This is a genomic window from Brachybacterium sp. AOP25-B2-12 (assembly GCF_052378625.1).
Taxonomy (GTDB): domain Bacteria; phylum Actinomycetota; class Actinomycetes; order Actinomycetales; family Dermabacteraceae; genus Brachybacterium.
Genome location: NZ_JBQSXW010000004.1, coordinates 55,423 through 81,537 on the forward strand (window position 1 = coordinate 55,423; position 26,115 = coordinate 81,537).

The window sequence follows — 26,115 nt, forward strand, 5'->3', positions numbered from 1 at the left end:
CCGCCGCGGGCCCCGTGCCCGCAATGCTCTCTTCCCGCGCTCTGCCCCGGCGCATACTGGGGGCCATGAGCGAGCCCGTCACCGTGCAGATCTCCCGCACCGTGGATCCCGAGGCGATCGACGAGATGGAGGCCTGGGTGGCCGACGGCCAGCGCCTGGCCTCGATGCACGACGGCTACCTCGGGTCCGGCTGGGTGCGCAACGACCCCACCTCGACCCTCTGGCTGGTGCTGTACCGCTTCGCCGATGCGGAGCAGCTCGAGCGCTGGGAGACCTCCGAGGCGCGACGGACCTGGCTGGAGTCCTTCGCCGACCACGTCCAGCTGGTGCGGTCCGAGCGACGCACGGGGATCGAGGGCTGGTTCGACACCCCCGCCTTCGAACAGGCCGCGGCCGACGACCCGGCGCCCGCACGGTGGAAGCAGATGATCGTCATCTTCACGGGCTTCTTCCCGATGAGCCTGCTGGGCAACGTCGTCGTCTCCCACCTCGTGCCCCACTGGCCGATCATCGCCCGCGTGCTGCTCGTGACCGTCCTGGTGATGCCGCTCATGGTCTACCTCGTGCTGCCGGCCGTGACCGCGCTCTGCTCCCCGTTCCTCACGGGTCGCCCGCGCGCACCCCGCGGAGAGACCTCCGACACATAGGATCGACTCCGCCACATCTCATCGACGAGGGACCGAGGACCGGATGACCGGCAGCATGCTCGCACTGCGCAAGACGGCCCCGGGGCCCGGACTGGAGCTCGTGCACCTCCCGGTCCCCGAGCCTGGACCTCTCGACGTCCGCATCCGGGTGCTGCGCACCGGCATCTGCGGCACCGACCTGCACATCCAGACATGGGATGACTCGGCGCGGGCCATGTGCGACACCGTGCCCTTCACCCCGGGCCACGAGTTCTACGGCGAGGTCGACGCGGTGGGCTCGGACGTGCCCGAGGTGCGGATCGGCGACCGGGTCTCCGGGGAGGGCCACGTCGTGTGCGGGACGTGTCGCAACTGCCGTGCGGGCCGCCGCCAGATGTGCATCCGCTCGCGCAGCGTGGGGGTGCAGCGCGACGGCGCCTTCGCGGAGCACGTCGTGATCCCCCACGTCAACGCCTGGGTGCACGAGAGCCAGGGGCGCACCGACGTGATCTCCCCCGAGCTCGGCGCCGTCTTCGACCCGCTGGGCAACGCCGTCCACACGGCGCTGCGCTTCCCGCTCGTCGGGGAGGACGTCGTGGTCACCGGGGCCGGCCCCATCGGGCTCATGGCCACGGCCGTGGCCCGGCACGCCGGGGCCCGGTTCATCGCCGTCACCGACATCGCACCGCATCGTCTGCAGATGGCCGTGGCGGCCGGCGCGGACCTGGCCGTCGACGTGACCCGCACCGACCTGCGCACGGCCCAGGCCGAACTTGGCATGCGCGAGGGCTTCGACGTGGGCCTCGAGATCTCCGGACAGGCCAGCGCCCTGCAGGAGATGATCGAGAACATGAACCACGGAGGTCGGATCGCCCTGCTCGGGCTCCCCTCCCGGCGCTTCGACATCGACTGGACCACGGTCATCACGCACATGCTGACCCTGCAGGGCATCTACGGACGCGAGATGTACGAGACGTGGAACGCCATGAGCGCGCTCATGACCACCAGCGCTCAGCTGCGCGAGACGGTGCTGGCGACGGTGACCGACGTGCTGCCCGCGACCTCCTGGGCCCAGGGGTTCGAGATCGCCCGATCGGGCAGCGGAGGCAAGGTCGTGCTGGACTGGAGCACCGTCTGACGCACGCGGAGCCCATCGTCCGCCCCGATCCGTCGTACCCGCCCCACCGCGCGGCACCGTTCCGAGCCCGATCCGGTTTCCGTTCCCGCACCCGCACCCGCACCCGCACCCGCACCCGCACCCGAGGAGCAGCATCACCATGGACACGACCCTCCGCCAGGAGCTGGCGGCCGAGCTCGACGCGATCCGCGCGGCCGGCACCTTCAAGGCCGAACGCACCATCTCCACCCCGCAGTCCGCGCACGTCCGCGCGGCGCTGGGCTCCGCGGCGCCCACCGAGGTCCTGAACTTCTGCGCCAACAACTACCTGGGCCTGGCCGACCACCCCGAGATCATCGCCGCTGCGCACCGGGCGCTGGACGAGCGGGGCTTCGGGATGGCCAGCGTCCGGTTCATCTGCGGAACGCAGGATCTGCACCTGGCCCTCGAGGACGCGGTGAGCTCCTTCCTGGGCACCGAGGCCACGATCCTGTTCTCCTCGTGCTTCGACGCCAATGGCGGCGTGTTCGAGTCGCTCCTGGGGCGCGAGGACGCGATCGTCTCGGACGCGTTGAACCACGCCTCGCTCATCGACGGGATCCGGCTGTGCAAGGCCGCCCGCTACCGCTACGCCAATGGCGACCTCTCGGATCTGCGCACGCAGCTGGAGGCGGCCTCCGGCGCACGACGCACCGTGATCGTCACCGACGGCGTCTTCTCGATGGACGGCTACCTGGCGCCGCTGCCGGGCATCTGCGACCTCGCCGACGAGTACGGTGCCCTGGTGCTGGTGGACGACTCGCACGCGGTCGGGTTCATGGGCGCCACGGGAGCCGGGACCCCGGAGCACTTCGGGGTCGCGGACCGCATCGACCTCTACACGGGGACCTTCGGCAAGGCGCTCGGCGGGGCGAGCGGCGGCTACGTCTCGGGCCGCCGCGAGATCGTGGACCTGCTGCGCCAGCGGGCACGGCCCTACCTGTTCTCCAACTCCCTGGCACCGTCGATCGTCGCCGCGACCCTCACGGCGCTGCGACTGGTCGCCGACAGCGCCGAGCTGCGCGCGACGCTGTTCCGCAACGCCGAGCTGTTCCGTCGCCGCATGACCGAGGAGAGCTTCGAGCTGCTGCCCGGTGAGCACGCCATCGTCCCGGTGATGTTCGGCGACGCGGCGCTGGCCGGACGTGTGGCCGATGCGATGCTCGAGGAGGGCGTATACGTCACGGCGTTCTCCTACCCGGTCGTGCCCGAGGGGCGGGCGCGGATCAGGGTGCAGCTCTCCGCGGCGCATTCGGCCGAGGACGTCGAGGCGGCGGTCGGCGCCTTCGTCGCGGCCCGCGAGAGCGTGGCCGCGAGCTCCTGAGCCGGGTGGAGGGCCGGGCCCTCAGAGGAAGCGCAGGTGCGCGTCCGCGATGTCGCCGTAGGGCGATCCGAGGGGGTATGCGGTCAGCAGCGCGATCGCATAGCGGACCGACCAGGCGCGGCCCCGCGCGACCGTCGCACGGCGGACGGCCGGGTCGTCGTGGCCGTCCCAGCAGCATCGTCCGAAGTACTCCTCGAGCACCTCGTCCCCGCCGCGGTACAGCAGCAGGCCGCCGATGTCCCCCGCGGGATCCCCCGCGGTCGTGTCGCCGAAGTCGATGAGGGCGGGCAGGCCGCGGTCGTCGGCCAGCACCACGTTGCCCGGGTGCGGATCTCCGTGCAGGAGCACGGCGGGCCCGTTCCAGAGCGGCGCCGCGAGGCCCTCGTCCCAGACCGCCAGCACGCGCTCCTCGAGCCGGCGCGGCAGCTCGATCCGCTCGACGTCCGCCCGGACACGGGCATCGATCCGGGCCAGATGCACGCCGCGCAGCGCGCTGCGGGTGAGGCCCTCGGGTGCGGGACGATGCAGGCGGGCGAGCATCCGCGCCAGGTACGGGGCGATCCGCTGAAGCTCTGCGGGGCCGCCGAGCGCGGCCATCCGGCCGGGGAACCAGGGCTGCAGCACCGCCGCGCGGCGTGAGGCCAGGATCGTCGGCACGCGCATCGGCAGCTCGTCCGGGGCGGCCGCGAGCGCGCGGAGGACGTGCACCTCGCGGTCCAGCAGCTCGATCGCGCTCGTCCGGCGCGCCACCCGGAGTGCGAGCGCCGTGCCGTCGGCCAGCGACCCGACGTCCCAGATGGTGTTGTCCCATCCCTCGCCGATCAGCATCGGGGAGGGGGACCATGCGACGTGCGCGAGGGTCACGCCCGGCTCGGGCAGGAGCGTCATGCGGAGCCGCTCGACCTCGTCGGCGTCGACGTCGCGGTCGGCCACGGGGAGCGCCACGGGTACGGTCGTGCGGGTCTCGGCGGTCACACCGTCACGCTAACCGGGCCCTGCGCCCCTGCCGAGACCTCGCCGTGGCACACCGTGTCCGGCACGACGATCCCGCAGGTCAGGGGGCCTGAGTGTCAGGTATCTCGCATCCGTCCGGATGGTCGGTCCGCGGGGCGGGGAGACGGGGCCCACACCGGGACCCGTCGATCTCAGCGCTCGCGCGGATCGACCTGCAGGGGGTAGTCGCCCTCGGCCTCGATGCGGGCGTTGAGCTCGCGCAGGTACTCGTCCTGGTCGAAATCGAGCGGCACCTCGCGGCCCGTCCACGCGGAGAGGTGGATCGCGTTGGCCAGACGCACGCCCTGGATGCCGTCGGTGCCCGGTGCCAGCAGCGGCGTGCCGTCGAGGATGTTCAGCGCGAAGTTCTCGAGCACGCCGGCGTGCTGTCCGCCCCACGCCGGGGCGGGGCCCACCTCGACCTGTTCGGTGGTGACGTGATCCTGGAGACTCCCGGCCTCGCCCTGCATGAGCCGGCGCGCGCCCTCGACGTCGTAGGAGTCGCTGATCGCCTTCTCGTCGTCGTCGTAGCGGTGCAGCGTGGCCGTCGCGGACTTCTCGACGACGATCTTGCCGCGCGTCCCCTGGATCTCGAGGCGGTCGGTGCCCACGAGGTCGTGGGTGGCGGTCACGAGCACGCCGGTGCGGCCGTCGCCGTAGTCCGCGAGTGCGGTGACGTCGTCCTCGACCGCGATGTCGCGCCGCGATCCGAAGCCAGCCTTGGCGAACACGGACCGCGGCACGCCGCAGATCCACTGCCACAGGTCCAGCTGATGGGGTGCCTGGTTCACGAGCACGCCGCCGCCCTCGCCGCCCCAGGTGGCCCGCCAGGCGGACTGGTCGTAGTAGCCCTGGGGGCGCCACCAGGTGGTGATGATCCAGGTCGAGCGCAGCACCTCACCGATCTCCCCACCGGTCACGAGCTCGTGGATGCGGCGGAACAGGGGGTTGTTGCGCTGGTTGAACATGATGGCGAAGGGGACCTCGGGATGGGCCAGCGCGACCGCGTTGAGGTGCTCGACCTGGGCGGTGTGCACCGCGGCGGGCTTCTCGACGAGGGTGGGCACGCCGCGCTCGATCGCGGCGATCGCGACCGCCGGATGGTCGTAGTGCGGGACGCAGGTGACCACGGCGTCGGCGTCCCCGGAGTCCAGGAGCGCGTCGAGGTCCGCGTGCAGCGGGATCCCCGGGTACGCCTCGCGGGCGCGGTCGAGCGCGGCGGGATCGGTGTCGCAGATCGCCCCGATGCGCAGATGGGGGGCCTTGCCGCCGGCGATGATGCGGGCGTACGCGGAGCCCTGGTTGCCGAAGCCCACGATGCCCAGGGCGACGGTGCGGCCGTCGCCGGTCGCGGCCTCCTGAGCCCCCTCGGGAGCAGGTGTCGCGGAGGTGTCGGTCGGGCGCTCGGAGGTGGACATCGGCGTGATCGCTCCCTGGGTCGCGGAGGTGTCCCCCACGGGGCACCGGGACCCCTCGATGCTCCCCTCAGCTGCGGACGGCGCGAGCGGCCTTGCCGGGGATTGCCACGCGGGCGCAAGCCACGGCAACCGGCGTCCTCGCAGGCGGCGGCCGACTAGCGTGGCTCCCCCGGACGCGTCCGCGCGTCGAGGACCATCTCCTGGAGGACCCCCATGGCCCGCATCGGCATCCAGCTCATGATGCTCAAGGATCACGTCGCCGAGCAGGGGGTGACGCCAGTGCTGACCCGGGTTCGCGACCTGGGCTTCCACACGGTGGAGGTCTCGCAGATCCCCATGACCGAGGACAACGTCGTGAGCCTCGAGCGGGCGCGCGAGGACCTGGGCATCCGGTACGCGGCGATCTCGGGCAGCATCGCCCGCACCTCGAGCGCCTACGGGCTGCGCGAGGACCTCGACGAGCACATCGCCCACGCCCGGCGCCTGGGCACGGACAAGATCCGCATCGGGATCATGCCGCTGTCGGCCCTGCGCGACGAGGAGTCCTTCCGTGCCTTCACCCGCGAGGTCGACGACCTCGCGCGGCGCGCGGCCGATCAGGGCATCTCGCTGAGCTACCACAATCACCACATCGAGTTCGCCAAGGTCGACGGCACCACGATCCTCGACCGGATCCGCGAGCAGGCCCCGCACCTGCGCTTCGAGATCGACTGCCACTGGGTGACCCGGGGCGGGTACGACGCGGAGCGGACCCTCAAGGCCTTCGACGGGGTCCTGGACCTCGTGCACCTCAAGGACTTCCGGATCGCCCCGGTGCCGCTCGGGGTCCTGGACGGCACCGAGGACCTCCTGGAGTTCTGGGAGCGCTCGATCGTCCAGTTCGCGGAGGTCGGCCAGGGCAACCTCGACTGGAGGCCGGTCATCGAGCAGGGCATCGCCTCCGGCGCCTCGGACCTGCTCATCGAGCAGGACCGCACCTACGGCCGGGACATCTACGACTCCCTCGCGATCAGCCGGGAACACCTCGTCGAACTCGGCTACCGCGACCTCATCGAGGCCTGAGCGGGCCGGTGCCGCGCCCGGTCACGCGACGGCCGAGAGGTCGCCGACCCGGATGCGGTGCGCGAGGGTCTCCGCCGGACGGCGGGGCGGCAGGGGGTTGGCCGCGAGCATGCACCGGACGGAGCCCCCGGCCGATTCGATCGTGGGCACCTCGGCCACCAGCAGGTGCACGGAGCGCTGGAGGTCGCGGACCTGCTCGGGACGCAGCGCGGCCCGGGCGGTCGCCGACATCGCGAGCACGGGTCCCCCGGTGCCGTGCAGCTCGAGGCAGTTGCCCGCGAAGGCGTGCACCTGGGCCTCGTCGAGCTCGACCACCGTGCGTCCGGGAGCGCGCAGCGCATCGAGCACGTGGGCCCGCACCTGCACGTCGCGGATCATCGGGCTGCCGACGAGGGCCGTGGTCGCCCCCACGGACATCAGCACGTTCGTGTGGTAGATCGGGACGCCCGTCGCGTCGACGGCGTCGAACACCGTGGGCGTGTAGCCGATCTCGGCGCACACCTCGGCCAGCACGCGCGCCGAGAGCCGCCGCGAGCGGCAGCCGAAGGCGATCCGGCGCCGGTGGTCCAGGACCATCGCCCCGGTGCCCTCGAGGTAGTCCCCGTCCCGCTCCTCGAGGGAGTGGTCGAGCACGCGGCGCACCCAGAACCGTGTCTGCAGGTCCTCGATGATGTCGCATCGCCGCTCGGCCCGGCGGTTCTCCGCGCACATCGGGTACAGCACGAGCGTCCCGTCGGCGTGCATCGACAGCCAGTTGTTGGGGAACACGCTGTCGGGGGTCAGCGCCCCGTGGTCCTCGTGCAGCGTCACGTCGATCCCCCGCTCCTGGAGAGCCTCGGCCAGACGGCTCACCTCGTCGCGCGCCCGCCGCGCGACCTCACGGGCGCCGAGCGCCGGGCGCGACTGGAAGGCGTTGTCCTCCGCCGTCACGGGATTGGGCGCAAAGGCGTGCGGGCGCACCATGAGGACGCGTCCGGGGGTCAGGTCGCTCATCGTGCCGGGACCGGTCGCCGGCTCGCAACGAGGGAGAACAGGTCGCGCGGATCCTCGGGCTCGGCGACGAGGTCGATCTCCTGGCAGAGGTCGGTGCCCGCGGTCGCCTCCCGGGCACAGCGCAGGGCCGAGAAGTCCGCGATCGCGAAGCCCACCGAGTCGAACACGGTGATCTCCTCCGCGCCGCGCCGCCCGGGCTCCTGACCGGCGACGATCCGCCATAGCTCCTCGATCTCGAAGTCGGCAGGACGCTGCTGGATCTCGCCCTCGACGCGCGTCTGGGGCGGGTGCTCGACGATCACGCGCGCGCGGTCCAGGATCAGCGGGTCGAGCTCGGTCTTGCCCGGGCAGTCGCCGCCGACGGCGTTGACGTGCATGCCGGGTCGCACGTCGGCATCCCGCAGGACGTGGTTCCTGGCCTTGTCGGCGGTGCAGGTGGTGATGACGTCGGCGCCGAGGGCCGCCTCGGACGCGGAGCCGCACTCGGTGACCTCGAAGTCGAGCGGTTCGAGGTTGCGCCGCAGCTTGCGGATCGCACCCGGGTCGGTGTCGAACACCCGCAGCTCCCGGATCCCCAGCGCGCCGCGGAACCCGAGGGCCTGGAACTCGGACTGGGAGCCGGCTCCGATCATGGCCATCACCCGCGCATCGGGCCGCGCGAGGGCGCGGGCGGCGAGGGCCGACATCGCCGCGGTGCGCAGCGCCGTCAGCAGGGTCATCTCGGCCAGCAGCACCGGGTAGCCGGTGTCGACGTCGGCGAGCACGCCGAAGGCGGTGACGGTCTGCAGACCGCGCGCCGGGTTGCCAGGGTGCCCGTTGACGTACTTGAACGCGTACTGCTCGCCGTCGGAGGTGGGCATCAGCTCGATCACCCCCACGGCGGAGTGGGTCGCGATCCGGGGCACGAGGTCGAAGCTCGGCCACCGGCGCAGGTCGGCGTCGAGGTGCTGGGTCATGCGCGCGAGGATCGCCGGGATGCCGTCGCGGCGGATCCAGCGCGCGGTGCTCGCGACGTCCAGGAACTGGGTCATGTCGTCATCTCCCGAGGTCGGGGACCGTGGTCCCGGGGCGGGTCGGTCGACGGCGCCCCTATGGTGCCGCGAACGCTACTCCGGACATCGTGCTCCCGGAAGACGCGAGATGATCACGTTCTGATCGTCTCTGATGCATTTTGTGCGACGTCATGTAGCGTTCCGCGCATGGCTGATCTGTCCGATCTCGACCGACGTCTCCTTTCGGCGCTCCGCGCGGACGGCCGCGAGCCGGTCAGCGTCCTCGCGGAGCGGCTGGGGGTCTCGCGCGCCACCGTCACCCGGCGCATGGAGTCCCTCGCCGCCCAGGGCGTCATCGTCGGCTACACCGTGCGGGTGCGCGACGGCGAGGAGGTCGACCGCGTGCGGGCGATCTCCTGCATCGCCGTCGCCGGCCGCACGACGGACCAGATGATCCGCGAGCTGCGCGGCTTCCCGGAGATCCAGTCGTTGCACGCGACGAACGGACGCTGGGATCTCATCGCCGAGGTGTCCTGCTCGGACCTCGTCTCCTTCGACGCGCTGCTGCGGCGCCTGCGCGGGACGCCGGGGGTCGTGGGCAGCGAGACCAGTCTGCTGCTGAGCTCGGTGGTGCGGTGACGGAAGCGCCCGGGCGCGCCCCGTCGCTCGTCGACCTCGTGGTCGGTTCCGTGCTCGCGCTCCTCGGCTCCGTGATCCGCGCGCGGGATCCGCACTCGCGCCTCGAGGACCTCCGGCGCCGACCCGTGATCGAGGCGGCCGAGGTCGCGACAGGGATGACGAAGGCCCCCTCCCCCGCGCATCAGCGCAGGTGAGGGGGCCTTGTGGTGGTACACATCGAGTGGAGACGGCGGGAATCGAACCCGCGTCCGATAGTGCTGAGCGAGGGCTTCTCCGGGCGCAGTCCGCGAAAGGCGTGTTCTCAGTCCCGACGTTCACACGGACGCGTCGTCGACGGACTCAGTCACTCTGAGGTGTTCATCTGCTCCCGATGACGAGGAACAGCAGCAGTGGCTCCTTGGATGATGGAACGATCCGGGTCAGGAGCAAGCCCGGGGTTCCAGACTGCTAACGCTGATCAGGCAGCGAGAGCGAAGTCAGTGCGCTTGGATTCGGCACTTATAGGGTTCCCAGGAACGGTTACGAGATGACCTGGGATTCTCGGCCCGCTTCCCCTCCCTGGACAACTACCGTCGAAACCGATCGTCCCCGAGGGTGGAAAAACAGAAGCACGAGCGGCGCACCAGGCCCCGAGGGACCTGCGGTGTGCACCGCGCACTCGATGTTCGATTGTCAATCCGGGCCGGAGCCCGTCCACGTGACGACCAGCCTACCGCGACCGACCGGGTGCGCCCAAGGGGTTATCGATCAGCCCACAGCGGACGCCCGATCTCTTGTCGGCCTCGCGCCGGGAGCGGGACGATTCCACGATGCGACCCGATCACCGGCAGCCGTGCGGCGGCTCCACCTCCGACTCCTCCCCTGGTCCTGCTCGAGCGTCCGTGGACCCGAGCGTGCCGATCGTGCTCGAGGTCGACGGCCAGCGGATCCTCCTGGATCCCGACTCGCTGCGGGACGTGCCGCTGGATCCCGAGGCCGTGGCGCACTGGTGCGATGCGCACCCGGAGGATCCGCACGTCGTCTCGCACCTGCGGACCCTGGGTCGGCTCGACGAGGCCGAGACGGCGGGTCTGCGCTTCCTCTCGGATACGTCGGTGGACCCGCTGACCCGGGCCGTGCGTCGGGCGCGATACGCCCACGTGCTCCAGTTCCAGGAGCGCTACGAGGAGGCGGAGGAGCAGTTCGACCTCGCCGCGGAGGAGACCGGGCTCGGGGACCCCACGAGCAGGTCGGGCCTGCTGGTCCTCGCGGCGGTGTTCCAGCATCGGGCGAAGGCCCGGTTCGCGCACGCCCTCGCGGTCCGGGAGACCTCCCCGGTGCGCTCGGCAGAGCTCCTGGCCGCCGCTCTCGGGGATGCCCGGCTGGCCCTGTCGATGCGGGAGCGCCTGGGCGCGGGACCCACCGAGCTCGCCTCGACGCGGCAGACCCTGGCACGCATCAGCGCCGCCTCGGACGCACCGCGCGGCTGAGCCGCCCGGCTCCTCGGGGGGACGGCCTCAGACGAGCTCGCGACGACGCATGGCCCGCTGGGCCTCGCGCAGATCCTGCTTCTCCCGCAGGTTCTGGCGCTTGTCCCATTCCTTCTTGCCGCGGGCCAGGGCCACGACGACCTTGGCGTGCGAGCCCAGGAAGTACATCTCCAGCGGGACCAGCGTGTACCCCTTCTCGCGAGTCTTCCCGGCGAGCTTGTCGATCTCGGCGCGGTGCAGGAGCAGCTTGCGCTTGCGACGTGCGGCGTGGTTGGTCCAGGTGCCCTGGACGTACGGGGCGATGTGCACGGCATCCATCCACATCTGCCCGCCCTCGATGTAGCAGTAGCCGTCCACGAGGGACGCGCCGCGGTCCCGGAGGGACTTGACCTCGGTGCCGGTCAGGACGATGCCCGCCTCGTAGGTGTCGTCGATGTGGTAGTCGTGCCGGGCCTTCTTGTTGGACGCGATGAGCGTCCGCTTCGGGCCGTCCTCGGAGGGCTTGGCCTTCTTGGCGCCCTTGTTCGCTGCGGACATCGCGGTCTCCCTCCTCGGGGCAGTGCTCGGCGTGACGTGTGCGCCTGCTGATCGGGACGACCGGAGACGTCCCTCGGCGAGCGATCGCCCATCCTACGCGGCGTTCGCATCCCCGGACCAGCGATTATCCCCGGAGCGGACGCGGGTGCCCCGCCGTGCGCTCAGAGGTAGCCGGCGGGGTCGACGGGCGTGCCGTTCTCGTGCACCTCGAAGTGGAGGTGGCAGCCCGTCGAGCTGCCGGTGGTGCCCACGAACCCGATCACCTGGCCGCGGGAGACCTTCTGCCCGGTCGAGACCGCGAAGCCCTGGAGGTGGTGGTAGGTGGTCGAGATGATCGTCGTCCCCCGCGCGCCGTGGCTGATCGTGAGCTTGTTGCCGGCCAGCGACTTGTACTCGGTCGCCAGGACCGTCCCGTCCTGCGCGGCCTTGACGGGCGTGCCGCAGGCGACCGGGAAGTCGACGCCGGCGTGGAGCTTGCGGGTGTGGAAGATCGGGTGGACCCGCCAGCCGAAGTTGGAGTTCATGGACGCGTTGACCGGCTTGATGAAGCCGCTCGGGTTCGAGGAGCCGCCCGTGTTCGCGTTCGCGGGGACGGTCGAGATGGGGGCGCCCTTCTTGGCGGCCTCCTGCTCCTTCTTGGTCAGGGCGTCGATCTCGGTGTCCAGGGTGTTGGACTCGTCCTGCAGGTCGCCCTGCTGATCGGAGAACTGGGTCTTCTTCGCCTCGAGGTCCGCCTTCTGCTGGACCTGCTGGGAATACAGCGTGTCCAGGGCGACCTTGGCGTCGTTCGCGTCCTTCTCGGCCTTCTGGGTGCGGGCCAGGGTCTGCTCGGCCCGGTCCTTCAAGGTGGTGATCTCCTGGCGCACGGCGACCAGGCGGTCCCCGGCGTTGGCGGTGACGGACTGGTTCGTCCGCAGCTCGTCGAGCCGGGTCCCCTGGGTCTCCAGGGTCAGGCGGTAGTTCATCGACCGGTCCACGGCCTGCTGGGGGTCCGCACCGCCGAGGTACACGCTCGCGGGGTTGGGGATGCCGCCGCCCTTGTAGGCGTCCAGCGACAGACGCGTGATCTCCTCGTCGGAGCGGTCGACCTCGGCCTGCCCCTCATCGGCCTTCCCGGTGAGCTGCTGCTCCTCGGTCTGGGCGTCCTCGAGGCGCTTTCCGGTCGCCGCGTCCTCGTCCTGGGCGTTCTTGAGCTCGGTGCGCGCGTCGTCGAGTGCCTTCTGCGCGTCGGGGATCTCCAGCTCGGTGCGGGCCAGCGCGAGATACGTGTCCGAGAGCTCGCCGTCGACGTCGTCGAGCTGGATGCGCAGGTCCTCGATCTTCTGGTCGACGATCTGCTTGCGGCGCACCTTGTCGTCCTTGTCGTCCGCGTGCGCCGGGGCGGGAGCGATCGCGACCAGACCCTGCCCGAGCAGCAGGGCGGTGGCCACGAGCAGGACGGCCCGACGGCGCCAGCTCTGCCCCGCGGTCCGGGTCGAGGCGGCGACGGACGAGGATGCGGCGGCGTGGACGGTGCGCGCGATCATGTCTCAGACCTTCAGGTAGCGGTTGAGGGAGACGATGCTCGCGACGATCGCGAGCACGGCCCCGAGGACGACGAGCACCGGCCCCACCCACAGGACGTCGGCGGTGGAGACCTGGACGACCTCGGGCCCGAAGAGGGGGAGCATCCACCCCTCGACGAGGTACTTCATGGCGACCCACAGCAGCCCGGAGGCGACGAGGGCACCGATCACGGCGGCGACGGCTCCCTCGAGCAGGAACGGCAGGCGGATGAAGACGTTGGAGGCGCCCACGAGCCGCATGATCGCGATCTCCCGGCGCCGGTTGGAGACGGACATGCGGATCGTCGTCGAGACGAGCAGCACGGCGGCGACCAGCATGAGCACCGCCAGGCCCACCGCGAGGGCCGTGGACTGGTTGAGGGCCTGGATGACCGGGGCATAGACCGAGAGCAGGTCCGTGACCTCGTCGACGCCGTCGCGTCCCTGGAAGAACTGGACGACCGCCGCCGAGCGGTCGGCGTCCTTGAGCGTCACGTGGAAGGAGACCGGCATGTCCTCCGCGGTGAGGTCGGCGACGAAGCTCTCCCCGGCGAACTGCTGCTGGTAGATCCTCAGCGCCTCGGCCTGGTCGCGCTCGTGGACAGACGCGACATAGGGCTCGAGGTCAGGACCCTCCAGCGCCTCCCGGACCTCCTCGATCTGCGCCTCGGTGGCTGCTCCCCCCGCGCATGACGCCGCCGTCGCGTGCGGGGAGCACAGGAAGATCGACACCTGCGACTCCTCGACGAGGGTCTGCTTGAGGTCGTTGATCTCCTTCTGCATCACGGCGCCGGCGCCGACGAAGGTCAGCGACACGGCGGTGACGATGACCACCGAGATGACCATCGTGATGTTGCGGCCGAGACCCCGGAAGATCTCGCTCAGCAGGTAGCGCAGTCTCATCGGTCCTCCTTGCGGGCCAGCAGAGAGTCGGCGACGTCGCGGTCCGTGCGCGCCTCCTCGACGGGGTCCTCCTCGAAGGCCTCCTCGACGAGATCGGGGGCGCTGTCGGAGTCGTCCACGAGCTCCTCGTCCAGGACGTCGGTGGCGGGGATGTCGGCGGCCGGGATGTCGGAGGCGCGACCGACGCCGTCGGGCGCGTCGGTGCCGCGATCGTCGCGCGCGGGCACGTCGTCGACGTCGCCCGCATCGTGCGGCGCGAGCTCCGATGCACCTGCGTCGACGGCATGCGCGTCCGGATCGAGGTCCGCGGGGTCCCGGGGCGAGCGCGCCGGATCGTCGTCCCGACGGTCCTCCGAGGGGGTGACGACGTCGTCGTGACCCCGGGGTGCGGCCTTCGCGGGCCTGCGCGAGGTCCTCCGGGGACGGCGCCGAGAGAGCCTGCGCGTCGGGTCCTCGGCACGGGCCGCCGCGCCGCTCACACCGTCAGGATCGGCCGCCGAGGTCGCGGCAACCGCATCCTCCGAGGCGTCCCCAGCCTTCGTGGCAGCTGCATCGTTCACGTGATCCGCAGACGTCGTCGCGTCCGCTTCCTCCGCGGCAGCGGCATCCGTCGGGTGGTCCGCAGACCTCGTCGCGTCTGCATCCTCCGCGGCGTCCTCGGACGTCGCAGCGTCCGCAGACTTCGCGGCAACGGCGGCCGCGGTCGCTCCCGTGTCCCTCGCACCGGTCGGGGTCGCGCGCTCGTTGTCCTCGCGCTGGTCATGCACCGTGATCGTGCTCGCCGGATCGTCCGACTCGTAGGTGCCGTTCTCGTCGTCGCGGATCACGACGCCGCCGGCCAGCTCGACGACGCGACGGCGCATGCGGTCCACGGCGTTCTGATCGTGCGTGGCCATGACCACGGTGGTGCCGCGCTCGTTGATCTCCGAGAGGAGCTCGAGGATCCCCTCGCCGGTGGCGGGGTCGAGGTTGCCCGTGGGCTCGTCGGCCAGCAGGATCGTGGGGCGGTTGACGTAGGCGCGGGCGATCGCGACACGCTGCTGCTCGCCGCCGGAGAGCTCATGGGGCAGGCGACGGCCCTTGTCCTCGAGGCCCACCAGCTCGAGCATCTCGGGGACGAGGCGGCGCACCTGCTTGCGCGGGGTGCCGATGACCTGCAACGCGAACTCGATGTTCTGGGCGGCGGTCTTGGTGGGGAGCAGGCGGAAGTCCTGGAACACCATGCCGATCTCGCGGCGCAGGGCCGGGACCTTCCAGGCGGGAATCCGCGAGAGGTCCTTGCCCGCGACGTACACGGTGCCGGTGGTGGGTGACGTCTCCTTGAGCACGAGACGCATCAGGGTGGACTTGCCGCTGCCGGAGGCGCCCACGAGGAACACGAACTCCCCACGGGCGAACTCGATGTCGAGATTCTTCAGCGCGGGGTGGGTGCCTCGGAGGTACGTCTTGGAGACGTCGTCGAAACGGATCACGGGGGTCCTGCCAGGTGAGCGGGAAGTGTCCGCATCAGCGTGGCACCCGCGCCCGGCGCGCGGCGGGACCCGTCGCGGCGCGTCCGGTCAAACCTTGGTCAAGCCGCTCGCGGACGCGGACGATGTCCGAAATGCGGGGCCCGCTCTGCCTCCTCGCGCCGCGGTGGCCGCGGTGGCCGCGAGCGCGTCGTGCCCCACGCCGGTGCGGAGCGCCGGCTCAGGCGTCGGCGTCCTCACGCTGCTGGCCCACGCGCCACCGGATCCCGGCCTCGATGAGCTCGTCGATCTCCCCGTCGAACACCGCCTGGGTGTTGCCCTCCTGGTGCTCCGTGCGGAGGTCCTTGACCATCTGGTACGGGTTGAGCACGTAGGAGCGCATCTGGTCGCCCCAGGACGCCTTGACGTCGCCGGCGAGCTCCTTGCGCTTGGCGTCCTCCTCCTGCTTCTTGACGAGCAGCAGGCGGGACTGCATGACGCGCAGAGCGGCGGCACGGTTCTGGATCTGGGACTTCTCGTCCTGCATCGACACGACGATCCCGGTGGGGATGTGGGTCATGCGCACCGCGGAGTCGGTGGTGTTGACGCTCTGCCCGCCGGGGCCCGAGGAGCGGAACACGTCGATCTTGAGCTCGTTCTCGGGGATCTCGACGGAGTCGGTGGACTCGATGAGAGGGATCACCTCGACCGCGGCGAACGACGTCTGACGGCGCCCCTGGTTGTCGAAGGGGCTGATCCGCACCAGGCGGTGCGTGCCGCCCTCGACCGAGAGGGTGCCGTAGGCGTAGGGGATGTCGACCTCGAAGGTGACCGACTTCAGCCCCGCCTCCTCGGCGTAGGAGGTGTCCATGATCTTGGTCGGGTAGTCGTGGCGCTCGGCCCAGCGCAGGTACATGCGCAGCAGCATCTCGGCGAAGTCGGCGGCGTCCACGCCGCCGGCCCCGGCGCGGATCGTGACCACCGCGCTGCGCTGGTCGTACTCGCCGGCCAGCAGGGTGCGCACCTCGAGCTCGTCGAGGGCCTTGCGGATCGCGCGGAACTCCTTCTCGGCCTCGTGCTGGGTGTCCGCGTCGTCCTCCTCGGCGGCGAGCTCGAGCAGGATCTCGAGGTCGTCGATGCGGCGCCCCAGGTCCGAGACGCGGCGGAGATCCGCCTGGGCGTGGGACAGTGCCGAGGAGACCTTCTGGGCGTTGTCGACGTCGTCCCAGAGGTTGGGGTCGCTCGCCTGCTTCTCGAGGTCGGCGATCTTGGTGCGCAGGGAGTCAAGGTCCGTCACCTTCTCGATCGACGTCAGGGTCGTCCGGAGGTGAGAGATCTCTTCAGCGAAGTCGATGGCAGCCACGAGGGGTGATTCTACGGGAGGGACGTGGCGGCACGGCGCGGGACGATCCCGACGGCGCAGCGCGGAGGACGACCCCGCTGCTCGCGGCCCGTCACCGGGCCCGCGCCTCCCCTGCGGCCTGCAGCGTCACCGAGGTGCCTCTCCCCCGCGTGAACCAGCCGACCAGCGGCGGATCCGTCCGAGCGGACAGCACGACTCGCACCGCACCGTCCTGCCGCACGTCCACGGAGACGATCTGCAGGTCCGAGGTCCGCTGCGAGTCCAGCGGGTAGTCCCGGAGGTACGCCACCGCCGCCCGTTCGGCCTCGTCCGAGGTGGGCACCGGTGCGCTCCCGGGACCCGCGCCCGGGGCGTAGACCTGCGCCTGGCCGAACCCCTGCGAGGCGGCGAGCGCGGCGCCGTCGGCCGCGGACTGCAGCTCGTTGCGCTCGAGCTGGACCCCGGTGATCGCGACGCCCAGGGCGATCACCATGAGGATCACCACCAGCACACCCGTGGTGAGGATGGTCATGGTGCCGTGGTCGCGGCGGAGACGGGCGGACACCGGGGCCGCGTCCGCCCCGGGTCCGCTCACCTCGCCGACCCGGGCATCGAGCACGTCGCACGGCCGCGCGTCCTCCATCTGCGCCGACTCCTCCGACGCGGTCGCGGCATGGCTCTGCACCCGCGCCGTACCCTCCCTTGTCGTCATCGCTCCGGATCCTCGTCCCCCGTCAGACGCACGTCGCGGTACTCGTCGGCGTGGGCGAGGTGCTCGGCACCCACCCGGATCGGCCCCTGCTCGCCCCAGAGCGGACCGAGGCCGGGGATGCCCACGGGGATCCGCACCTGGGCACGGACGTCGCCGCCCGGGCTCGCGCACGGCGTCGCGGTGCAGCTCAGGGTCGCCACCTCGGCCGGGTCCGCCTGGAGCCCATGGTCGGCGAGGACCAGGGCGACGAGGGCCTCGCTGCGGGCATCGGCGCGGGCCGCGTCCGGTTCCGTGGCATGGATCCGCGCGACGTCGCGCGCGATGACGTCGGCCGCGAAGACCGCGGCCTGGACCCGCCCCAGCGTCAGCACGAGGTAGAGGCACGGGATGAGCAGCACGACCGACAGCACGACGAACTCGACGACGGTGTTCCCTCGCTCGGAGCGCAGGCGCCTCCGGAGGCGTGCGGCGATCCCCTGCGGCCGGCGAACAGGGCCGGCCGAGTCGTCACGTCCTCCGGTCACAGGGACTCCTCGGCGATCGCGTGCCCGTCCACGACGAGCGTCCCGGAGGGACCGAGCAGTCCCACCAGCGGCAGGGTCGCCGAGATCCGCACGACGATCCGTCCAGAGGTGTCCTCCGATGCCTCGGCGGTGACGTCGTAACCGCTGCCCAATCGCTGGGCCACGAGCTCCTCGGCGCGGCGCGCCCCGTCCTCGGGGTCGTGGTCGAGCACGGCGGCCTCGTGCGCCCCCTGCACGGCAGCATCCGTGAGGGTGTTGCGGGTGTGGACGATCACGGCGGCCTGGATGATCGTCACGGCGATCGCGACCAGGAGCACAGCGACCAGCGGGAATTCGACGACGGCAGATCCGCGGTCGTCCTGGAGGCGAGGTGCTCGCGGCCCTCGCCGCGACCCGCTCATCCCATCGATCCGTCGAGGAACGGCGCCATCGCGTTCTGGAAGATCGCGACGATCTGGTCGGAGGCGACCGCCCACAGCGCCACGACGATCCCGGCGGTCATGAGCGTGATCAGCACCCATCCGGGGACGTCCCCCCGCTCCTCGGCGAGCCGTGCTCGCAGGAGAGGCGCGGCGCGCAGATGCCGGGGGCCGGCGGCGGGACGTCGTCGGGTGGAGGTGAAGGTGTGGCGGTGGACGGACATCGGATGCTCCTTCGAGGGAATGGCGGGATGGTGTCGAGGCGGCGTGAGCGGAGGGACGTGGTCGGAGGGACATGCTCAGAGGGAGATGTCCAGGACGGAGAGGCCGGGGAAGACGGCGAACACGATGACCAGCGGCAGGATGAAGAACACGACGGGGACGAGCATCGCGATCTCCCGACGGCCGGCGATCTCCATGAGCTCGCGCTGGGCGGCCTCCCGGGCGTCCTGGGCCTGGGCGCGCAGCACATCGGCCAAGGGGGTGCCCCGCTCGATCGCGATCGCGATCCCCTCCCCGAAGCGCCCGAGCGACTCCAGAGGGGTGCGTTCGCCCAGGCTCAGGAGCGCCTGGGTCACGGTCGATCCGGCCCGGATCTCGGCGACGGTGGCGGCGAACTCCTCGGGCAGGGCTCCCTGGCTGGTGCGTGCCACGCGCTCCATGGCGGCGACGGGTCCCTCTCCGGCGGCGACCGCGAGTGCCAGCAGGTCCGCGACGGTCGGGAACTCGCGGGCCATGCGCGCGGCACGGTTCCGCACGGCACGGGTCAGCAGCCAGTCCCGCGCGATGACCCCGCAGACCAGTCCGATCACGACGAGCACGACGCCGAGCACCGGGGAGGCCCCGCGCATCGTCACCGCCGCGATCGCCACGGCCACGCCGAGCGCCGCGCCGCCTGCCCCCCACACGACCTGCTCGACCCGGAAGGCCTCGACTCCGGTGCGTCGCCCGGCCAGCCGCAGGCGCCGCCTCAGCTGCGTCGCGTTCCCGGTGAGCCGCTCGAGCAGGCCGATCACGCGGGCCAGGACCGGGCCGACCAGCGCCCGCAGCACCGCCTGGACGCGTCCGGGCGGCAGGCTTCCCGCGAGCAGGTCGCTGCCGCGACCGCGGCGGAGGTACGGGTCCACGCGCGCACCGAGGTCGCGGGGCCGGGTCCACGGGTTCTGCAGGATCACCAGCGCCAGGCCCAGTCCGAGGCAGAGGCCCAGCAGCGCGCCCGTCAAAAGTGGTGCATCGGTCGTCATCGCAGCACCCGCTCGTCCTGGGGAAGGCGCGCCACGACCAGCATCACCCGGTAGGCGACGACGGACACCCCCGCGCCGACGAGGATCACCAGCAGCCCCGCCGCGGAGTCGTAGGCATGCGCCGCCTGGGGCCTGGTGATCATCAGCGCCAGGACGATCCATGGGGCGGCGAGCGCGAGGCGTGAGGCGTTGACGGTCCAGGACTGCCGTGCCTCGAGCTCGGCCCGGGTGCGCATGTCTTCGCGGAGGAACGAGGACAGGGTCCGCAGCAGCACCCCGAGGTCCGTGCCGCCGACCTCCCGCGTGATCCGGAGCGCCTCGACGATGCGGTCCCCCACGGGGTCGGCGAGACGTGCCTTGACCCTGGTCAGACTCGCGGCGAAGTCCCCGCTGGCGCGGTAGTCGCGAGCGAATTCCACGAACGGCTCCCGGAGCGCCTCGGGTCCCGTGGTGCCGAGCTGGACGAGCGCCTCGGGCAGCGATAGACCGGCCCGGACGGCCGAGTTGATGTGGTCCACGGCCTCGGGCCAGACCTCGCGCAACTGGGTGCGCCGTCGCAGGGCCACCGAGCGCAGGAGCATCACCGGGAGCATCGCGCCGATCAGACCGAGGGCGACCGCCGGGACGAGCGCCTGGGAGATCGAGAGGACCACGGCCGCCGCCACCAGGCCCAGGCCCGCGCTGACCAGGGGCACGGCGATCGGGGACACGGTGGGCAGGCCCACCCGGACGAGGTCGTCACGGATCCGTTCGAGGGGTGCCGCGGACCGCCGGCGGCGCACGGCGGGGTCCGGCCCCTCCCAGGCGCTGACCCAGATCGCGAGGAGTCCCAGGCCCAGGACCAGGCCGATCGCCGCCCCGGCCCTCATGCCGCACCGCGCGAGAGCAGCTCCGCGAGATCTTGGCCGGCCCGTTCGAACCGCTCGGGGTGCGGGGGGAAGCCGTCCCCACGGACCAGGCGTTCGCCCCGCAGGTGGAACAGGTCCGCGACCTCGACGATGCCCTCCTCGACGCGTCCGGGCAGCGCGACGATCTCCCGCACGCGCCGGGCGCCGCTGGGCAGGATGTCGAGGTGGACCACGAGGTCGATGCAGGAGGCGACGGTCGGGACCACGAAGCGGCTGGACACGTTCTCCCCGGCCAGCAGAGGCAGGGTGCACAGCTTGGTCACCGCGTCCCGCGCCGAGTTCGCATGGATGGATGCCATGCCGGGGAGACCGCTGTTGAGCGAGATCAGCATGTCCAGGCTCTCGGCCTCCCGGACCTCGCCGACGATGATTCGGCTGGGACGCATGCGCAGGGACTCCCGCACCAGGCGCCGCATCGTGATCTCGCCGGTGCCCTCGAGGTTGGCCTGGCGGGTCTGCATGCCCACGACGTCGCGGGCCCGCAGGTCCAGCTCGAACACCTCCTCGATGGTCACCACGCGTTCCCGGGTCCCGATCGAGCTGGCGAGGCAGTTCAGGAAAGTCGTCTTGCCGGCTCCGGTGGCGCCGCTGACTATCACGTTGAGCCCGGAGAGCACGGCGGCGTCCAGGAATGCGGCGGCCGGCCCCGTGAGCGAGCCGAGCGCCACCAGGTCGCGCAGCGAGTGCGCGCGGGCCACGAACTTGCGGATGTTGACCGCCCAGTGGCGTCGGGTGACCGAGGGGATCACGACGTGCAGGCGGCTGCCGTCGGGCAGCAGGGCGTCGACGAAGGGACTGGACATGTCCAGGCGCCGGCCCGAGCTCACGAGCATCCGCTCGACGATCCCGGCCACCTGCTCGTCGTCCAGGACCAGCGGCGTCAGCTCGCTGCGACCCAGGCGCGCCACGAAAACCTCGCTGGGGCCGTTGATCCACACCTCCTCGACCCCCGGATCATCCAGGTACTCCTGCAACGGCCCGAACCCGCCGATCCGGGCCCCGACGACCGCGACCGTCGCGTCCTCGTCGTGCAGGGGCGGCACCGTCCCCGAGGCGGCCCGGTGCTCGTAGTCCGCGATGACCTCGCGGATCAGCGGCTCGAGCTGATCGACCCTGGTGTCCAGGCCGCGGCGGCGGATCAGCTCGCGCGACTCCGCCTCGACTATGCCCTGTGCATCCACGCCCGCCACCCCCTGCCCGAGGAGAACGGCCCGTGTGACCCACGTCTCCAGCTGAGGCACACAATAGACATACCACCCACATCACCGCGAGATCCCCATCGACCCTGTGGACAACGCCGCAGGATCGCGAGCCGCTCGCCCGGCCCCCCGAGGACGGACCGCCGTCCCGCAACACCCGCGATCGACTCGCACCCGACGCCGCGATCGGCGACCATGGACCCATGGCGCCCGCCCGCATGGCCCCAGCATTCCCGCGCGCCGCGGACCGTCGCACGGTGCGCACCGTCGCCGCGATCGAGGACGCCCTGCGCGCCCTGCTCTCGGAGACCTCCCTCGACGCGATCAGCGTGACGGCCCTGTGCGACCGGGCGGGCATCAAGCGCCAGAGCTTCTACACGCACTTCGAGTCGGTGCCGGTGCTCGCGGCAGAGCTCCTCACCGCGGACTTCGACGAGCTGCTGCCGGTCGCGGACGTCATCCGCTTCCCCTTCGAGACCGCGGAAGCGATGGTCGTGGACAACCTCGCCGACGCCCTGAAACTCGTGGCCCGCGAGCGCGCGCTCTACCGCTCGGTGCTGAGCTCCCGGGCCTCCGGGGTCCTGCGCCAGACCCTCGGCAAGGCGATCGGCGTGCGGGTCGTCAACATCATCGACCTCTGGCAGCACTACGGCCGCACCGGCGAGGTGGACCTCGAGATCGCCGTGCCCTTCGCCACCGGAGGGATCGTCCGGGCGATCGAGGCGTGGGCGATGTCCGAGCACGGGGCGGACCAGGCCGACGTCTGGGCACGCGGCATCCGCGATCAGATGCCCTGGTGGTGGCCCAAGCCCCCGTTCTCCGCCTGAACGATGAGCGCCGCCGCGGTCGAGGGATCGGTCAGCGGGAACAGGTGCCCGGCGTCGATGGTCCGCAGGTCCGCCCCCAGGGTGGCGGCGAGCCGGACGATCGCGGGATCGGCCGATCCCGCGTCCCCGGTCGCGGCGACGACGTGGATCGGCGGACCCGGCCACCCGGGGGAGCAATCCAGGAGCGCCCGGGTCTCCCGCACCCGCGCCGGGACGTCGGTGATCTGCCGGGCGATCGCCGAGAGCGCGGCCCGGGTCCCGTACAGCTCGTCGATGCGCGCGGGCGACAGGTGGTCATCGGTGACGCCGGACATGCCCAGCAGCGCCCGTCGTCCCCGCCGTCCCGCCGTGCGCGCCGGGGCCGGCAGCGCACCGAGGGTGCCGACCAGCCCCTGCAGGGCGGTCCCGCCGATGCCCCCCAGCAACGTCGGCACCGGGTCGGAGCGGGGATCCGTGGGATCCAGGAGGATCACCCGCGACACCTGGCCGGGGTGCGCGAACGCCCAGCGCAGCGCGGTGAGCGCACCGATGGAGTGCCCGATCAGCTCGTGGTGGCCCCGTTGGGCGCCGAGGGCCGGCCGGATGCGCTCGATCGCGGACGTCACGGGCACCGCGAGGGTGTCCAGGACCCGCGTGGGACCGGGGAGCAGGCGGACCAGGGCGGCGTAGTCATCGGGGGCGAGCGCCAGGCCCGGCAGCAGGATCCGCACCTCAGACCCCCGCCCGGGCGGCCACGAGATCCGCGACCACCTGACCGGCGATCGCCTCGGTCTCGATGGTCGAGACGAAGGGCTCGAGAACGGTGGGGTGGAAGATCCCGTCGGCGAGCTCGAACGGGACGGACTCCGGGTCGGGTCTCGCGACGGGATAGGCCTCCCACACCAGACGACGCACGGCGACGGGATCGGCGACCATGCGGCGCACCGTCGCATCCGGGACCCGTGTGGTGCTGAAGATCTTGAGGATCGGCAGACCCGTCCCCGGGGAGCACCCGACCAGGCCCACCGAGGAGAACTCGGCGCAGGTGCCGGTCGAGAGGATCGTCGCGGTCGCGGGTTCCGGCCCGAAGTGCTGGGGCGAAGGGATCCCCTCGACGAGGGTCACGTGCACCCGGCGATACGGGACCGGCGAGGGCGCGACCCCCTCCTCCAGCTCGATGCCGCTGGTGGCCAGGGGGGCCGCGATCACCACGGCGTCGGCGGGGAGCACCCGCCCGTCCTCCAGGCGCACCGAGCGGTCGGCATCGACGCCGATCACCCTCGACCCGGTGCGGCCCTCCGCGCGGGCGCTGGCCAGCATGGCCCGCACGAGCGTCGCGTTGCCCTCCCGCACCCGCTGCGCCCGCCCGCCCGCGAGGCCGACGCCGACCAGGGCCACGCACCCGGGAAGGGCCAGCAGGTCCGGCTCCTGGTTGTACAGGCTGCGGACGACGCCCGCGCACAGCTCGTCCACGATCACCGGCGACGCGCCGGCCTGCAGCGCGACCTCGCCGAACGTCGCGGTCGTGAGCCCGCCGAGGCCTGCGGCGGCGATCAGCGCCGCGGGATCGGCGAAGTGCTCGCGGGCCTCGATCCGGTCGTAGAGCGCGGTGAAGCCGTCCAGCGCCGTCCGCGCCAGCCCGTGGAGGGCGGCGAGCCCCTCCCGGCCGTACTGATAGGCCATGGCGGTCCAGACCGGTCCGCCCTCGCCCATGGCACGGAGCACGAAGCGCTCCCCCGTCCAGATCGAGACGCCGCCCACGACCCCCTCGACGTGGTCGACCCGGGTGTCGACGAGCTCGACCCCGAGGTCCCGCGCGGCGTCCACGACGAGCCGGTTCCCGGAGTGCACGAGGGTCCCGCCGACCTCGATCGACGTCCCGGCGAACGGGACGCGACGGAGTCGTCCCCCCAGGCGTCCCGCGGCGTCGAGGACCAGGATCTCCGCCGCGTCCCCGAAGTGCTCGCGGAGCCTCCGCGCGGACGAGGCCCCGGCGATCCCGCCGCCGATCACGAGGATGCGGTGCTGCGTGGTGGGCCTGCTCATGAGGGACGTTCCTCCGGGGTGAGGGGCGCGGGGGCCGACGAGGTCGAGGTCAGGTGCCCCAGCGACGGGTCCCGGGTGGGATCCCGGGCGAACCACAGCACGACGGCGGTGGCCAGGGCGCAGACGAGGGCGAGGATCCACACGATCACGTACCCGGCGTACGGCGCCGCGGTCGCGTCCCCGCCGGCTCCGTCGTGCAGGACGATGGCGAACACGGCCGAGCCGATCGTGCCCCCGGTGATCGACACGACGCCCGCCAGTCCCACCTGCTGGGCGGTGCGACCCGGGGGTGCTCCCGCGGCGATCATCGCGGTCAGCCCCACGGAGAGCACACCGGCGCCGAGGCCGCCGAGGACCGCCGCGACGAGGGCATGCCACAGGACGTCGTGATGCAGGAGGAACCAGGTGTACTCCGCGGCGATCAGCACGGGCGCCTGACGGATGAGCAGCAGGCGCGTGCGCGCCGTCCGGACCCGCGCGAGGATCGCGGCCACGCCGATGATCACGAGGATCATCGTGAGCATGATGAGGCTGACGTCGGCGGGCGTGGCCGACAGCCCGTACCCGGTGCGCTCGCGGTCGGTGGCCACGAAGGTGACGAGGGGGACGCTCGCCGCGGTGTGGCAGATGGCGAAGAGCCCGAGGGCCAGGACGTACGGCCCGCAGCGCAGATCGCGCAGGGCCGCGACGTCGATCGCGGGGGAGGTCGTGCGGGTCTGCCAGCGGGCGTGCAGGATCGCGGCGCAGCCGCCGACCACGATGAGGATCCATCCGATCGCGGCGGCGGAGCCCTCCAGCTTGAGCAGCGCGAATCCGCCGACGATGCCGAGCACGATCAGGCCCAGCGTGAAGGTCCCCAGGAACTGGCCCGAGCGCGGACGGAGGGCGCCCGGGGCCCTCGACGGTTGAGGCGTCGGCCGGGGCAGGAGCAGCGCACACGGGATCGCGAGCGTCGTCAGGGCCGCGGGGATCGCGAGGACGAGGACGAGACCTTCCCGGAACACGGGGATCTGCGACGGCGGGTTCCCCGCCGCGAGTCCCTCCTGCAGTGCGGACCAGGCTCCCGAGCGGGTCAGCAGCTGCCCGCCCGCCGCGGTCGCGAGCACCGAGCCCACCATGAAGACGGTGACCATGGCCGAGGACAGCCGTGCCAGGCCCGCCCCGACGTCCCCGGACAGCCGGCCCCGGGCGATCGCCAGGGCGAACGGCACCCACACGGTCGCCACCCCCAGGACCGCGAAGGCCAGGAACAGCGTCCACACGCTGGTCGCCGCGACCGAGAGCCACGCCGCCGCGGCCACCAGCACGACCGTGACCACGACGAGGCGACGATGCCCCCAGCGATCCCCGAGCCACGTCAGCACCGGCAGGGCCAGGGCCGAGACGGCGGCGGTCCCGGAGTCGAAGAGGTTCCAGTCCGCATCGCGCATGCCCACCGTGCGGGCCATGGGCGCGAGCAGCGGGGTGTGGAACGCCCCGAGGACCCCCTGGACGAACTGCAGCGACAGCACGGCCACGAGCAGTCCGACGCCGAGGCCTGCGGTGCCCCCGGGGCGCGCGCCCCCGTCCGATCGCACCGATGCCATCGCCCACCCCGTTTCCCTCGCACCATATGACCACATACCCGGCGAAGAGGACAATACTTCTGACGTGTGTCAGGATAGAAGGCGATCAACATCGAGCGTCGCGCGGCGTCATCCAGGGCGTTCGAGGCCGTCGACGGTGCGGTGCAGAGCGTACCGATCCGACGATGCAGTGCAGGGCGGGGCGGAGCGGGGACGCACCCATGACCCGCGCATGCTCGAGAAGGC

The 26,115-nt window shown here is 71.9% G+C and carries 27 protein-coding genes and 1 other RNA gene; 8 read left to right on the forward strand and 20 right to left on the reverse strand.

Going from position 1 to position 26,115, the window contains the following annotated elements; all coding sequences use genetic code 11:
* Positions 1 to 65: 65 nt before the first annotated feature.
* The 3 genes from ACT3TZ_RS04220 to ACT3TZ_RS04230 all read left to right on the forward strand — a co-directional run bounded on the left by ACT3TZ_RS04220 (position 66) and on the right by ACT3TZ_RS04230 (position 3,106).
* A complete protein-coding gene (locus ACT3TZ_RS04220; RefSeq protein WP_444582141.1) occupies positions 66 to 647 on the forward strand; it encodes an antibiotic biosynthesis monooxygenase in 582 nt (193 codons plus the stop codon).
* A 55-nt stretch (positions 648 to 702) separates the two neighbouring features.
* The gene (gene tdh / locus ACT3TZ_RS04225; RefSeq protein ID WP_444582287.1) at positions 703 to 1,764 is read left to right on the forward strand and encodes an L-threonine 3-dehydrogenase; all 1,062 of its coding nucleotides are present in this window, start codon (positions 703 to 705) and stop codon (positions 1,762 to 1,764) included.
* 139 nt (positions 1,765 to 1,903) lie between these two features.
* Entirely contained in the window at positions 1,904 to 3,106 is a 1,203-nt protein-coding gene (locus ACT3TZ_RS04230; RefSeq protein WP_444582142.1) for a glycine C-acetyltransferase, read from the forward strand.
* Positions 3,107 to 3,127: 21 nt separating this feature from the next.
* On the opposite strand, the gene ACT3TZ_RS04235 is transcribed toward ACT3TZ_RS04230, so the two are convergent.
* Together ACT3TZ_RS04235 and ACT3TZ_RS04240 are read right to left on the reverse strand one after the other, a co-directional pair.
* Entirely contained in the window at positions 3,128 to 4,081 is a 954-nt protein-coding gene (locus ACT3TZ_RS04235; protein ID WP_444582143.1) for a phosphotransferase, read from the reverse strand.
* Positions 4,082 to 4,251: 170 nt separating this feature from the next.
* Positions 4,252 to 5,517, reverse strand: coding sequence for a Gfo/Idh/MocA family protein (locus tag ACT3TZ_RS04240; RefSeq protein WP_444582144.1), 1,266 nt, complete (start codon positions 5,515 to 5,517; stop codon positions 4,252 to 4,254).
* A 213-nt stretch (positions 5,518 to 5,730) separates the two neighbouring features.
* On the opposite strand from ACT3TZ_RS04240, the gene ACT3TZ_RS04245 reads away from it, so the two are divergent.
* The gene (locus ACT3TZ_RS04245) at positions 5,731 to 6,579 is read left to right on the forward strand and encodes a sugar phosphate isomerase/epimerase family protein (protein ID WP_444582145.1); all 849 of its coding nucleotides are present in this window, start codon (positions 5,731 to 5,733) and stop codon (positions 6,577 to 6,579) included.
* 21 nt (positions 6,580 to 6,600) lie between these two features.
* Here ACT3TZ_RS04245 and ctlX read toward each other — a convergent pair whose 3' ends face one another.
* Positions 6,601 to 7,572 carry a citrulline utilization hydrolase CtlX gene (gene ctlX, locus ACT3TZ_RS04250; RefSeq protein WP_444582146.1) on the reverse strand — a complete coding sequence of 324 codons (972 nt, stop codon included), beginning with the start codon at positions 7,570 to 7,572 and terminating at the stop codon, positions 6,601 to 6,603.
* Positions 7,569 to 8,603 carry an ornithine cyclodeaminase gene (locus ACT3TZ_RS04255; protein ID WP_444582147.1) on the reverse strand — a complete coding sequence of 345 codons (1,035 nt, stop codon included), beginning with the start codon at positions 8,601 to 8,603 and terminating at the stop codon, positions 7,569 to 7,571. The genes ctlX and ACT3TZ_RS04255 overlap by 4 nt, the downstream gene beginning before the upstream one ends.
* Before the next feature lie 168 nt (positions 8,604 to 8,771).
* Between ACT3TZ_RS04255 and ACT3TZ_RS04260 the strand changes: the two genes are divergently transcribed.
* Together ACT3TZ_RS04260 and ACT3TZ_RS04265 are read left to right on the forward strand one after the other, a co-directional pair.
* On the forward strand, positions 8,772 to 9,203 hold the full coding sequence (locus tag ACT3TZ_RS04260; RefSeq protein WP_444582148.1) for an Lrp/AsnC family transcriptional regulator: 432 nt from the start codon (positions 8,772 to 8,774) through the stop codon (positions 9,201 to 9,203).
* Positions 9,200 to 9,397: a hypothetical protein gene (locus tag ACT3TZ_RS04265; protein ID WP_444582149.1), complete on the forward strand. Its 198-nt coding sequence runs from the start codon at positions 9,200 to 9,202 to the stop codon at positions 9,395 to 9,397. Before ACT3TZ_RS04260 ends, ACT3TZ_RS04265 begins: the two co-directional genes overlap by 4 nt.
* A 24-nt stretch (positions 9,398 to 9,421) precedes the next feature.
* Here ACT3TZ_RS04265 and ssrA read toward each other — a convergent pair.
* Positions 9,422 to 9,793: a transfer-messenger RNA gene (ssrA, locus tag ACT3TZ_RS04270) on the reverse strand.
* A 303-nt stretch (positions 9,794 to 10,096) separates the two neighbouring features.
* Between ssrA and ACT3TZ_RS04275 the strand changes: the two genes are divergently transcribed.
* Positions 10,097 to 10,672, forward strand: coding sequence for a hypothetical protein (locus tag ACT3TZ_RS04275; RefSeq protein ID WP_444582150.1), 576 nt, complete (start codon positions 10,097 to 10,099; stop codon positions 10,670 to 10,672).
* A 27-nt stretch (positions 10,673 to 10,699) separates the two neighbouring features.
* Here ACT3TZ_RS04275 and smpB read toward each other — a convergent pair whose 3' ends face one another.
* From smpB to ACT3TZ_RS04335, 12 genes are all read right to left on the reverse strand, one after another.
* Positions 10,700 to 11,209, reverse strand: coding sequence for an SsrA-binding protein SmpB (smpB, locus tag ACT3TZ_RS04280; RefSeq protein ID WP_444582151.1), 510 nt, complete (start codon positions 11,207 to 11,209; stop codon positions 10,700 to 10,702).
* A 161-nt stretch (positions 11,210 to 11,370) separates the two neighbouring features.
* Positions 11,371 to 12,735 (reverse strand): murein hydrolase activator EnvC family protein, encoded by a 1,365-nt coding sequence (locus ACT3TZ_RS04285; protein WP_444582152.1) that lies wholly within the window; start codon positions 12,733 to 12,735, stop codon positions 11,371 to 11,373.
* A 3-nt stretch (positions 12,736 to 12,738) separates the two neighbouring features.
* Positions 12,739 to 13,656, reverse strand: coding sequence for a permease-like cell division protein FtsX (gene ftsX / locus ACT3TZ_RS04290; RefSeq protein WP_444582153.1), 918 nt, complete (start codon positions 13,654 to 13,656; stop codon positions 12,739 to 12,741).
* Positions 13,653 to 15,128 carry a cell division ATP-binding protein FtsE gene (ftsE, locus tag ACT3TZ_RS04295; protein ID WP_444582154.1) on the reverse strand — a complete coding sequence of 492 codons (1,476 nt, stop codon included), beginning with the start codon at positions 15,126 to 15,128 and terminating at the stop codon, positions 13,653 to 13,655. Before ftsE ends, ftsX begins: the two co-directional genes overlap by 4 nt.
* Before the next feature lie 217 nt (positions 15,129 to 15,345).
* Positions 15,346 to 16,467, reverse strand: a complete 1,122-nt coding sequence (prfB, locus tag ACT3TZ_RS04300; RefSeq protein WP_444582155.1) for a peptide chain release factor 2 — start codon at positions 16,465 to 16,467, stop codon at positions 15,346 to 15,348.
* Between the two features lie 91 nt (positions 16,468 to 16,558).
* Positions 16,559 to 17,158: a pilus assembly protein TadG-related protein gene (locus tag ACT3TZ_RS04305; RefSeq protein WP_444582156.1), complete on the reverse strand. Its 600-nt coding sequence runs from the start codon at positions 17,156 to 17,158 to the stop codon at positions 16,559 to 16,561.
* Positions 17,155 to 17,682, reverse strand: a complete 528-nt coding sequence (locus ACT3TZ_RS04310; RefSeq protein WP_444582157.1) for a hypothetical protein — start codon at positions 17,680 to 17,682, stop codon at positions 17,155 to 17,157. The genes ACT3TZ_RS04305 and ACT3TZ_RS04310 overlap by 4 nt, the downstream gene beginning before the upstream one ends.
* Positions 17,679 to 18,083, reverse strand: coding sequence for a TadE/TadG family type IV pilus assembly protein (locus tag ACT3TZ_RS04315; RefSeq protein WP_444582158.1), 405 nt, complete (start codon positions 18,081 to 18,083; stop codon positions 17,679 to 17,681). The genes ACT3TZ_RS04310 and ACT3TZ_RS04315 overlap by 4 nt, the downstream gene beginning before the upstream one ends.
* Positions 18,080 to 18,325 carry a hypothetical protein gene (locus ACT3TZ_RS04320; protein ID WP_444582159.1) on the reverse strand — a complete coding sequence of 82 codons (246 nt, stop codon included), beginning with the start codon at positions 18,323 to 18,325 and terminating at the stop codon, positions 18,080 to 18,082. Before ACT3TZ_RS04320 ends, ACT3TZ_RS04315 begins: the two co-directional genes overlap by 4 nt.
* A gap of 75 nt (positions 18,326 to 18,400) precedes the next feature.
* Entirely contained in the window at positions 18,401 to 19,345 is a 945-nt protein-coding gene (locus tag ACT3TZ_RS04325; RefSeq protein ID WP_444582160.1) for a type II secretion system F family protein, read from the reverse strand.
* Complete coding sequence (locus tag ACT3TZ_RS04330) at positions 19,342 to 20,214, reverse strand: type II secretion system F family protein (protein WP_444582161.1); 873 nt, start codon at positions 20,212 to 20,214, stop codon at positions 19,342 to 19,344. The genes ACT3TZ_RS04325 and ACT3TZ_RS04330 overlap by 4 nt, the downstream gene beginning before the upstream one ends.
* A complete protein-coding gene (locus ACT3TZ_RS04335; protein ID WP_444582162.1) occupies positions 20,211 to 21,434 on the reverse strand; it encodes a CpaF family protein in 1,224 nt (407 codons plus the stop codon). The genes ACT3TZ_RS04330 and ACT3TZ_RS04335 overlap by 4 nt, the downstream gene beginning before the upstream one ends.
* Positions 21,435 to 21,655: 221 nt before the next feature.
* Between ACT3TZ_RS04335 and ACT3TZ_RS04340 the strand changes: the two genes are divergently transcribed.
* Positions 21,656 to 22,279 carry a TetR/AcrR family transcriptional regulator gene (locus ACT3TZ_RS04340; protein WP_444582163.1) on the forward strand — a complete coding sequence of 208 codons (624 nt, stop codon included), beginning with the start codon at positions 21,656 to 21,658 and terminating at the stop codon, positions 22,277 to 22,279.
* Here ACT3TZ_RS04340 and ACT3TZ_RS04345 read toward each other — a convergent pair.
* Genes ACT3TZ_RS04345 through ACT3TZ_RS04355 form a run of 3 tightly spaced genes read right to left on the reverse strand, consistent with a single transcriptional unit; the run spans position 22,237 to position 25,890 of the window.
* On the reverse strand, positions 22,237 to 22,989 hold the full coding sequence (locus tag ACT3TZ_RS04345; RefSeq protein ID WP_444582164.1) for an alpha/beta fold hydrolase: 753 nt from the start codon (positions 22,987 to 22,989) through the stop codon (positions 22,237 to 22,239). The genes ACT3TZ_RS04340 and ACT3TZ_RS04345 overlap by 43 nt on opposite strands.
* 1 nt (position 22,990) lies before the next feature.
* Positions 22,991 to 24,304 (reverse strand): FAD-dependent oxidoreductase, encoded by a 1,314-nt coding sequence (locus ACT3TZ_RS04350; protein ID WP_444582165.1) that lies wholly within the window; start codon positions 24,302 to 24,304, stop codon positions 22,991 to 22,993.
* Positions 24,301 to 25,890: an MFS transporter gene (locus ACT3TZ_RS04355; protein ID WP_444582166.1), complete on the reverse strand. Its 1,590-nt coding sequence runs from the start codon at positions 25,888 to 25,890 to the stop codon at positions 24,301 to 24,303. The genes ACT3TZ_RS04350 and ACT3TZ_RS04355 overlap by 4 nt, the downstream gene beginning before the upstream one ends.
* Between the last annotated feature and the right edge of the window lie 225 nt (positions 25,891 to 26,115).

What these genes read in the sequence shown, in the direction of transcription:
- ACT3TZ_RS04220 (WP_444582141.1), top strand. Translation starts at nt 66, where the DNA reads ATGAGCGAGCCCGTCACCGTGCAGATCTCCCGCACCGTGGATCCCGAG.
- tdh (WP_444582287.1), top strand. Translation starts at nt 703, where the DNA reads ATGCTCGCACTGCGCAAGACGGCCCCGGGGCCCGGACTGGAGCTCGTG.
- ACT3TZ_RS04230 (WP_444582142.1), top strand. Translation starts at nt 1,904, where the DNA reads ATGGACACGACCCTCCGCCAGGAGCTGGCGGCCGAGCTCGACGCGATC.
- ACT3TZ_RS04240 (WP_444582144.1), bottom strand. Translation starts at nt 5,517, where the DNA reads ATGTCCACCTCCGAGCGCCCGACCGACACCTCCGCGACACCTGCTCCC.
- ACT3TZ_RS04245 (WP_444582145.1), top strand. Translation starts at nt 5,731, where the DNA reads ATGGCCCGCATCGGCATCCAGCTCATGATGCTCAAGGATCACGTCGCC.
- ctlX (WP_444582146.1), bottom strand. Translation starts at nt 7,572, where the DNA reads ATGAGCGACCTGACCCCCGGACGCGTCCTCATGGTGCGCCCGCACGCC.
- ACT3TZ_RS04255 (WP_444582147.1), bottom strand. Translation starts at nt 8,603, where the DNA reads ATGACCCAGTTCCTGGACGTCGCGAGCACCGCGCGCTGGATCCGCCGC.
- ACT3TZ_RS04260 (WP_444582148.1), top strand. Translation starts at nt 8,772, where the DNA reads ATGGCTGATCTGTCCGATCTCGACCGACGTCTCCTTTCGGCGCTCCGC.
- smpB (WP_444582151.1), bottom strand. Translation starts at nt 11,209, where the DNA reads ATGTCCGCAGCGAACAAGGGCGCCAAGAAGGCCAAGCCCTCCGAGGAC.
- ACT3TZ_RS04285 (WP_444582152.1), bottom strand. Translation starts at nt 12,735, where the DNA reads ATGATCGCGCGCACCGTCCACGCCGCCGCATCCTCGTCCGTCGCCGCC.
- ftsX (WP_444582153.1), bottom strand. Translation starts at nt 13,656, where the DNA reads ATGAGACTGCGCTACCTGCTGAGCGAGATCTTCCGGGGTCTCGGCCGC.
- ACT3TZ_RS04305 (WP_444582156.1), bottom strand. Translation starts at nt 17,158, where the DNA reads ATGACGACAAGGGAGGGTACGGCGCGGGTGCAGAGCCATGCCGCGACC.
- ACT3TZ_RS04315 (WP_444582158.1), bottom strand. Translation starts at nt 18,083, where the DNA reads ATGAGCGGGTCGCGGCGAGGGCCGCGAGCACCTCGCCTCCAGGACGAC.
- ACT3TZ_RS04320 (WP_444582159.1), bottom strand. Translation starts at nt 18,325, where the DNA reads ATGTCCGTCCACCGCCACACCTTCACCTCCACCCGACGACGTCCCGCC.
- ACT3TZ_RS04325 (WP_444582160.1), bottom strand. Translation starts at nt 19,345, where the DNA reads ATGACGACCGATGCACCACTTTTGACGGGCGCGCTGCTGGGCCTCTGC.
- ACT3TZ_RS04330 (WP_444582161.1), bottom strand. Translation starts at nt 20,214, where the DNA reads ATGAGGGCCGGGGCGGCGATCGGCCTGGTCCTGGGCCTGGGACTCCTC.
- ACT3TZ_RS04340 (WP_444582163.1), top strand. Translation starts at nt 21,656, where the DNA reads ATGGCGCCCGCCCGCATGGCCCCAGCATTCCCGCGCGCCGCGGACCGT.
- ACT3TZ_RS04350 (WP_444582165.1), bottom strand. Translation starts at nt 24,304, where the DNA reads ATGAGCAGGCCCACCACGCAGCACCGCATCCTCGTGATCGGCGGCGGG.
- ACT3TZ_RS04355 (WP_444582166.1), bottom strand. Translation starts at nt 25,890, where the DNA reads ATGGCATCGGTGCGATCGGACGGGGGCGCGCGCCCCGGGGGCACCGCA.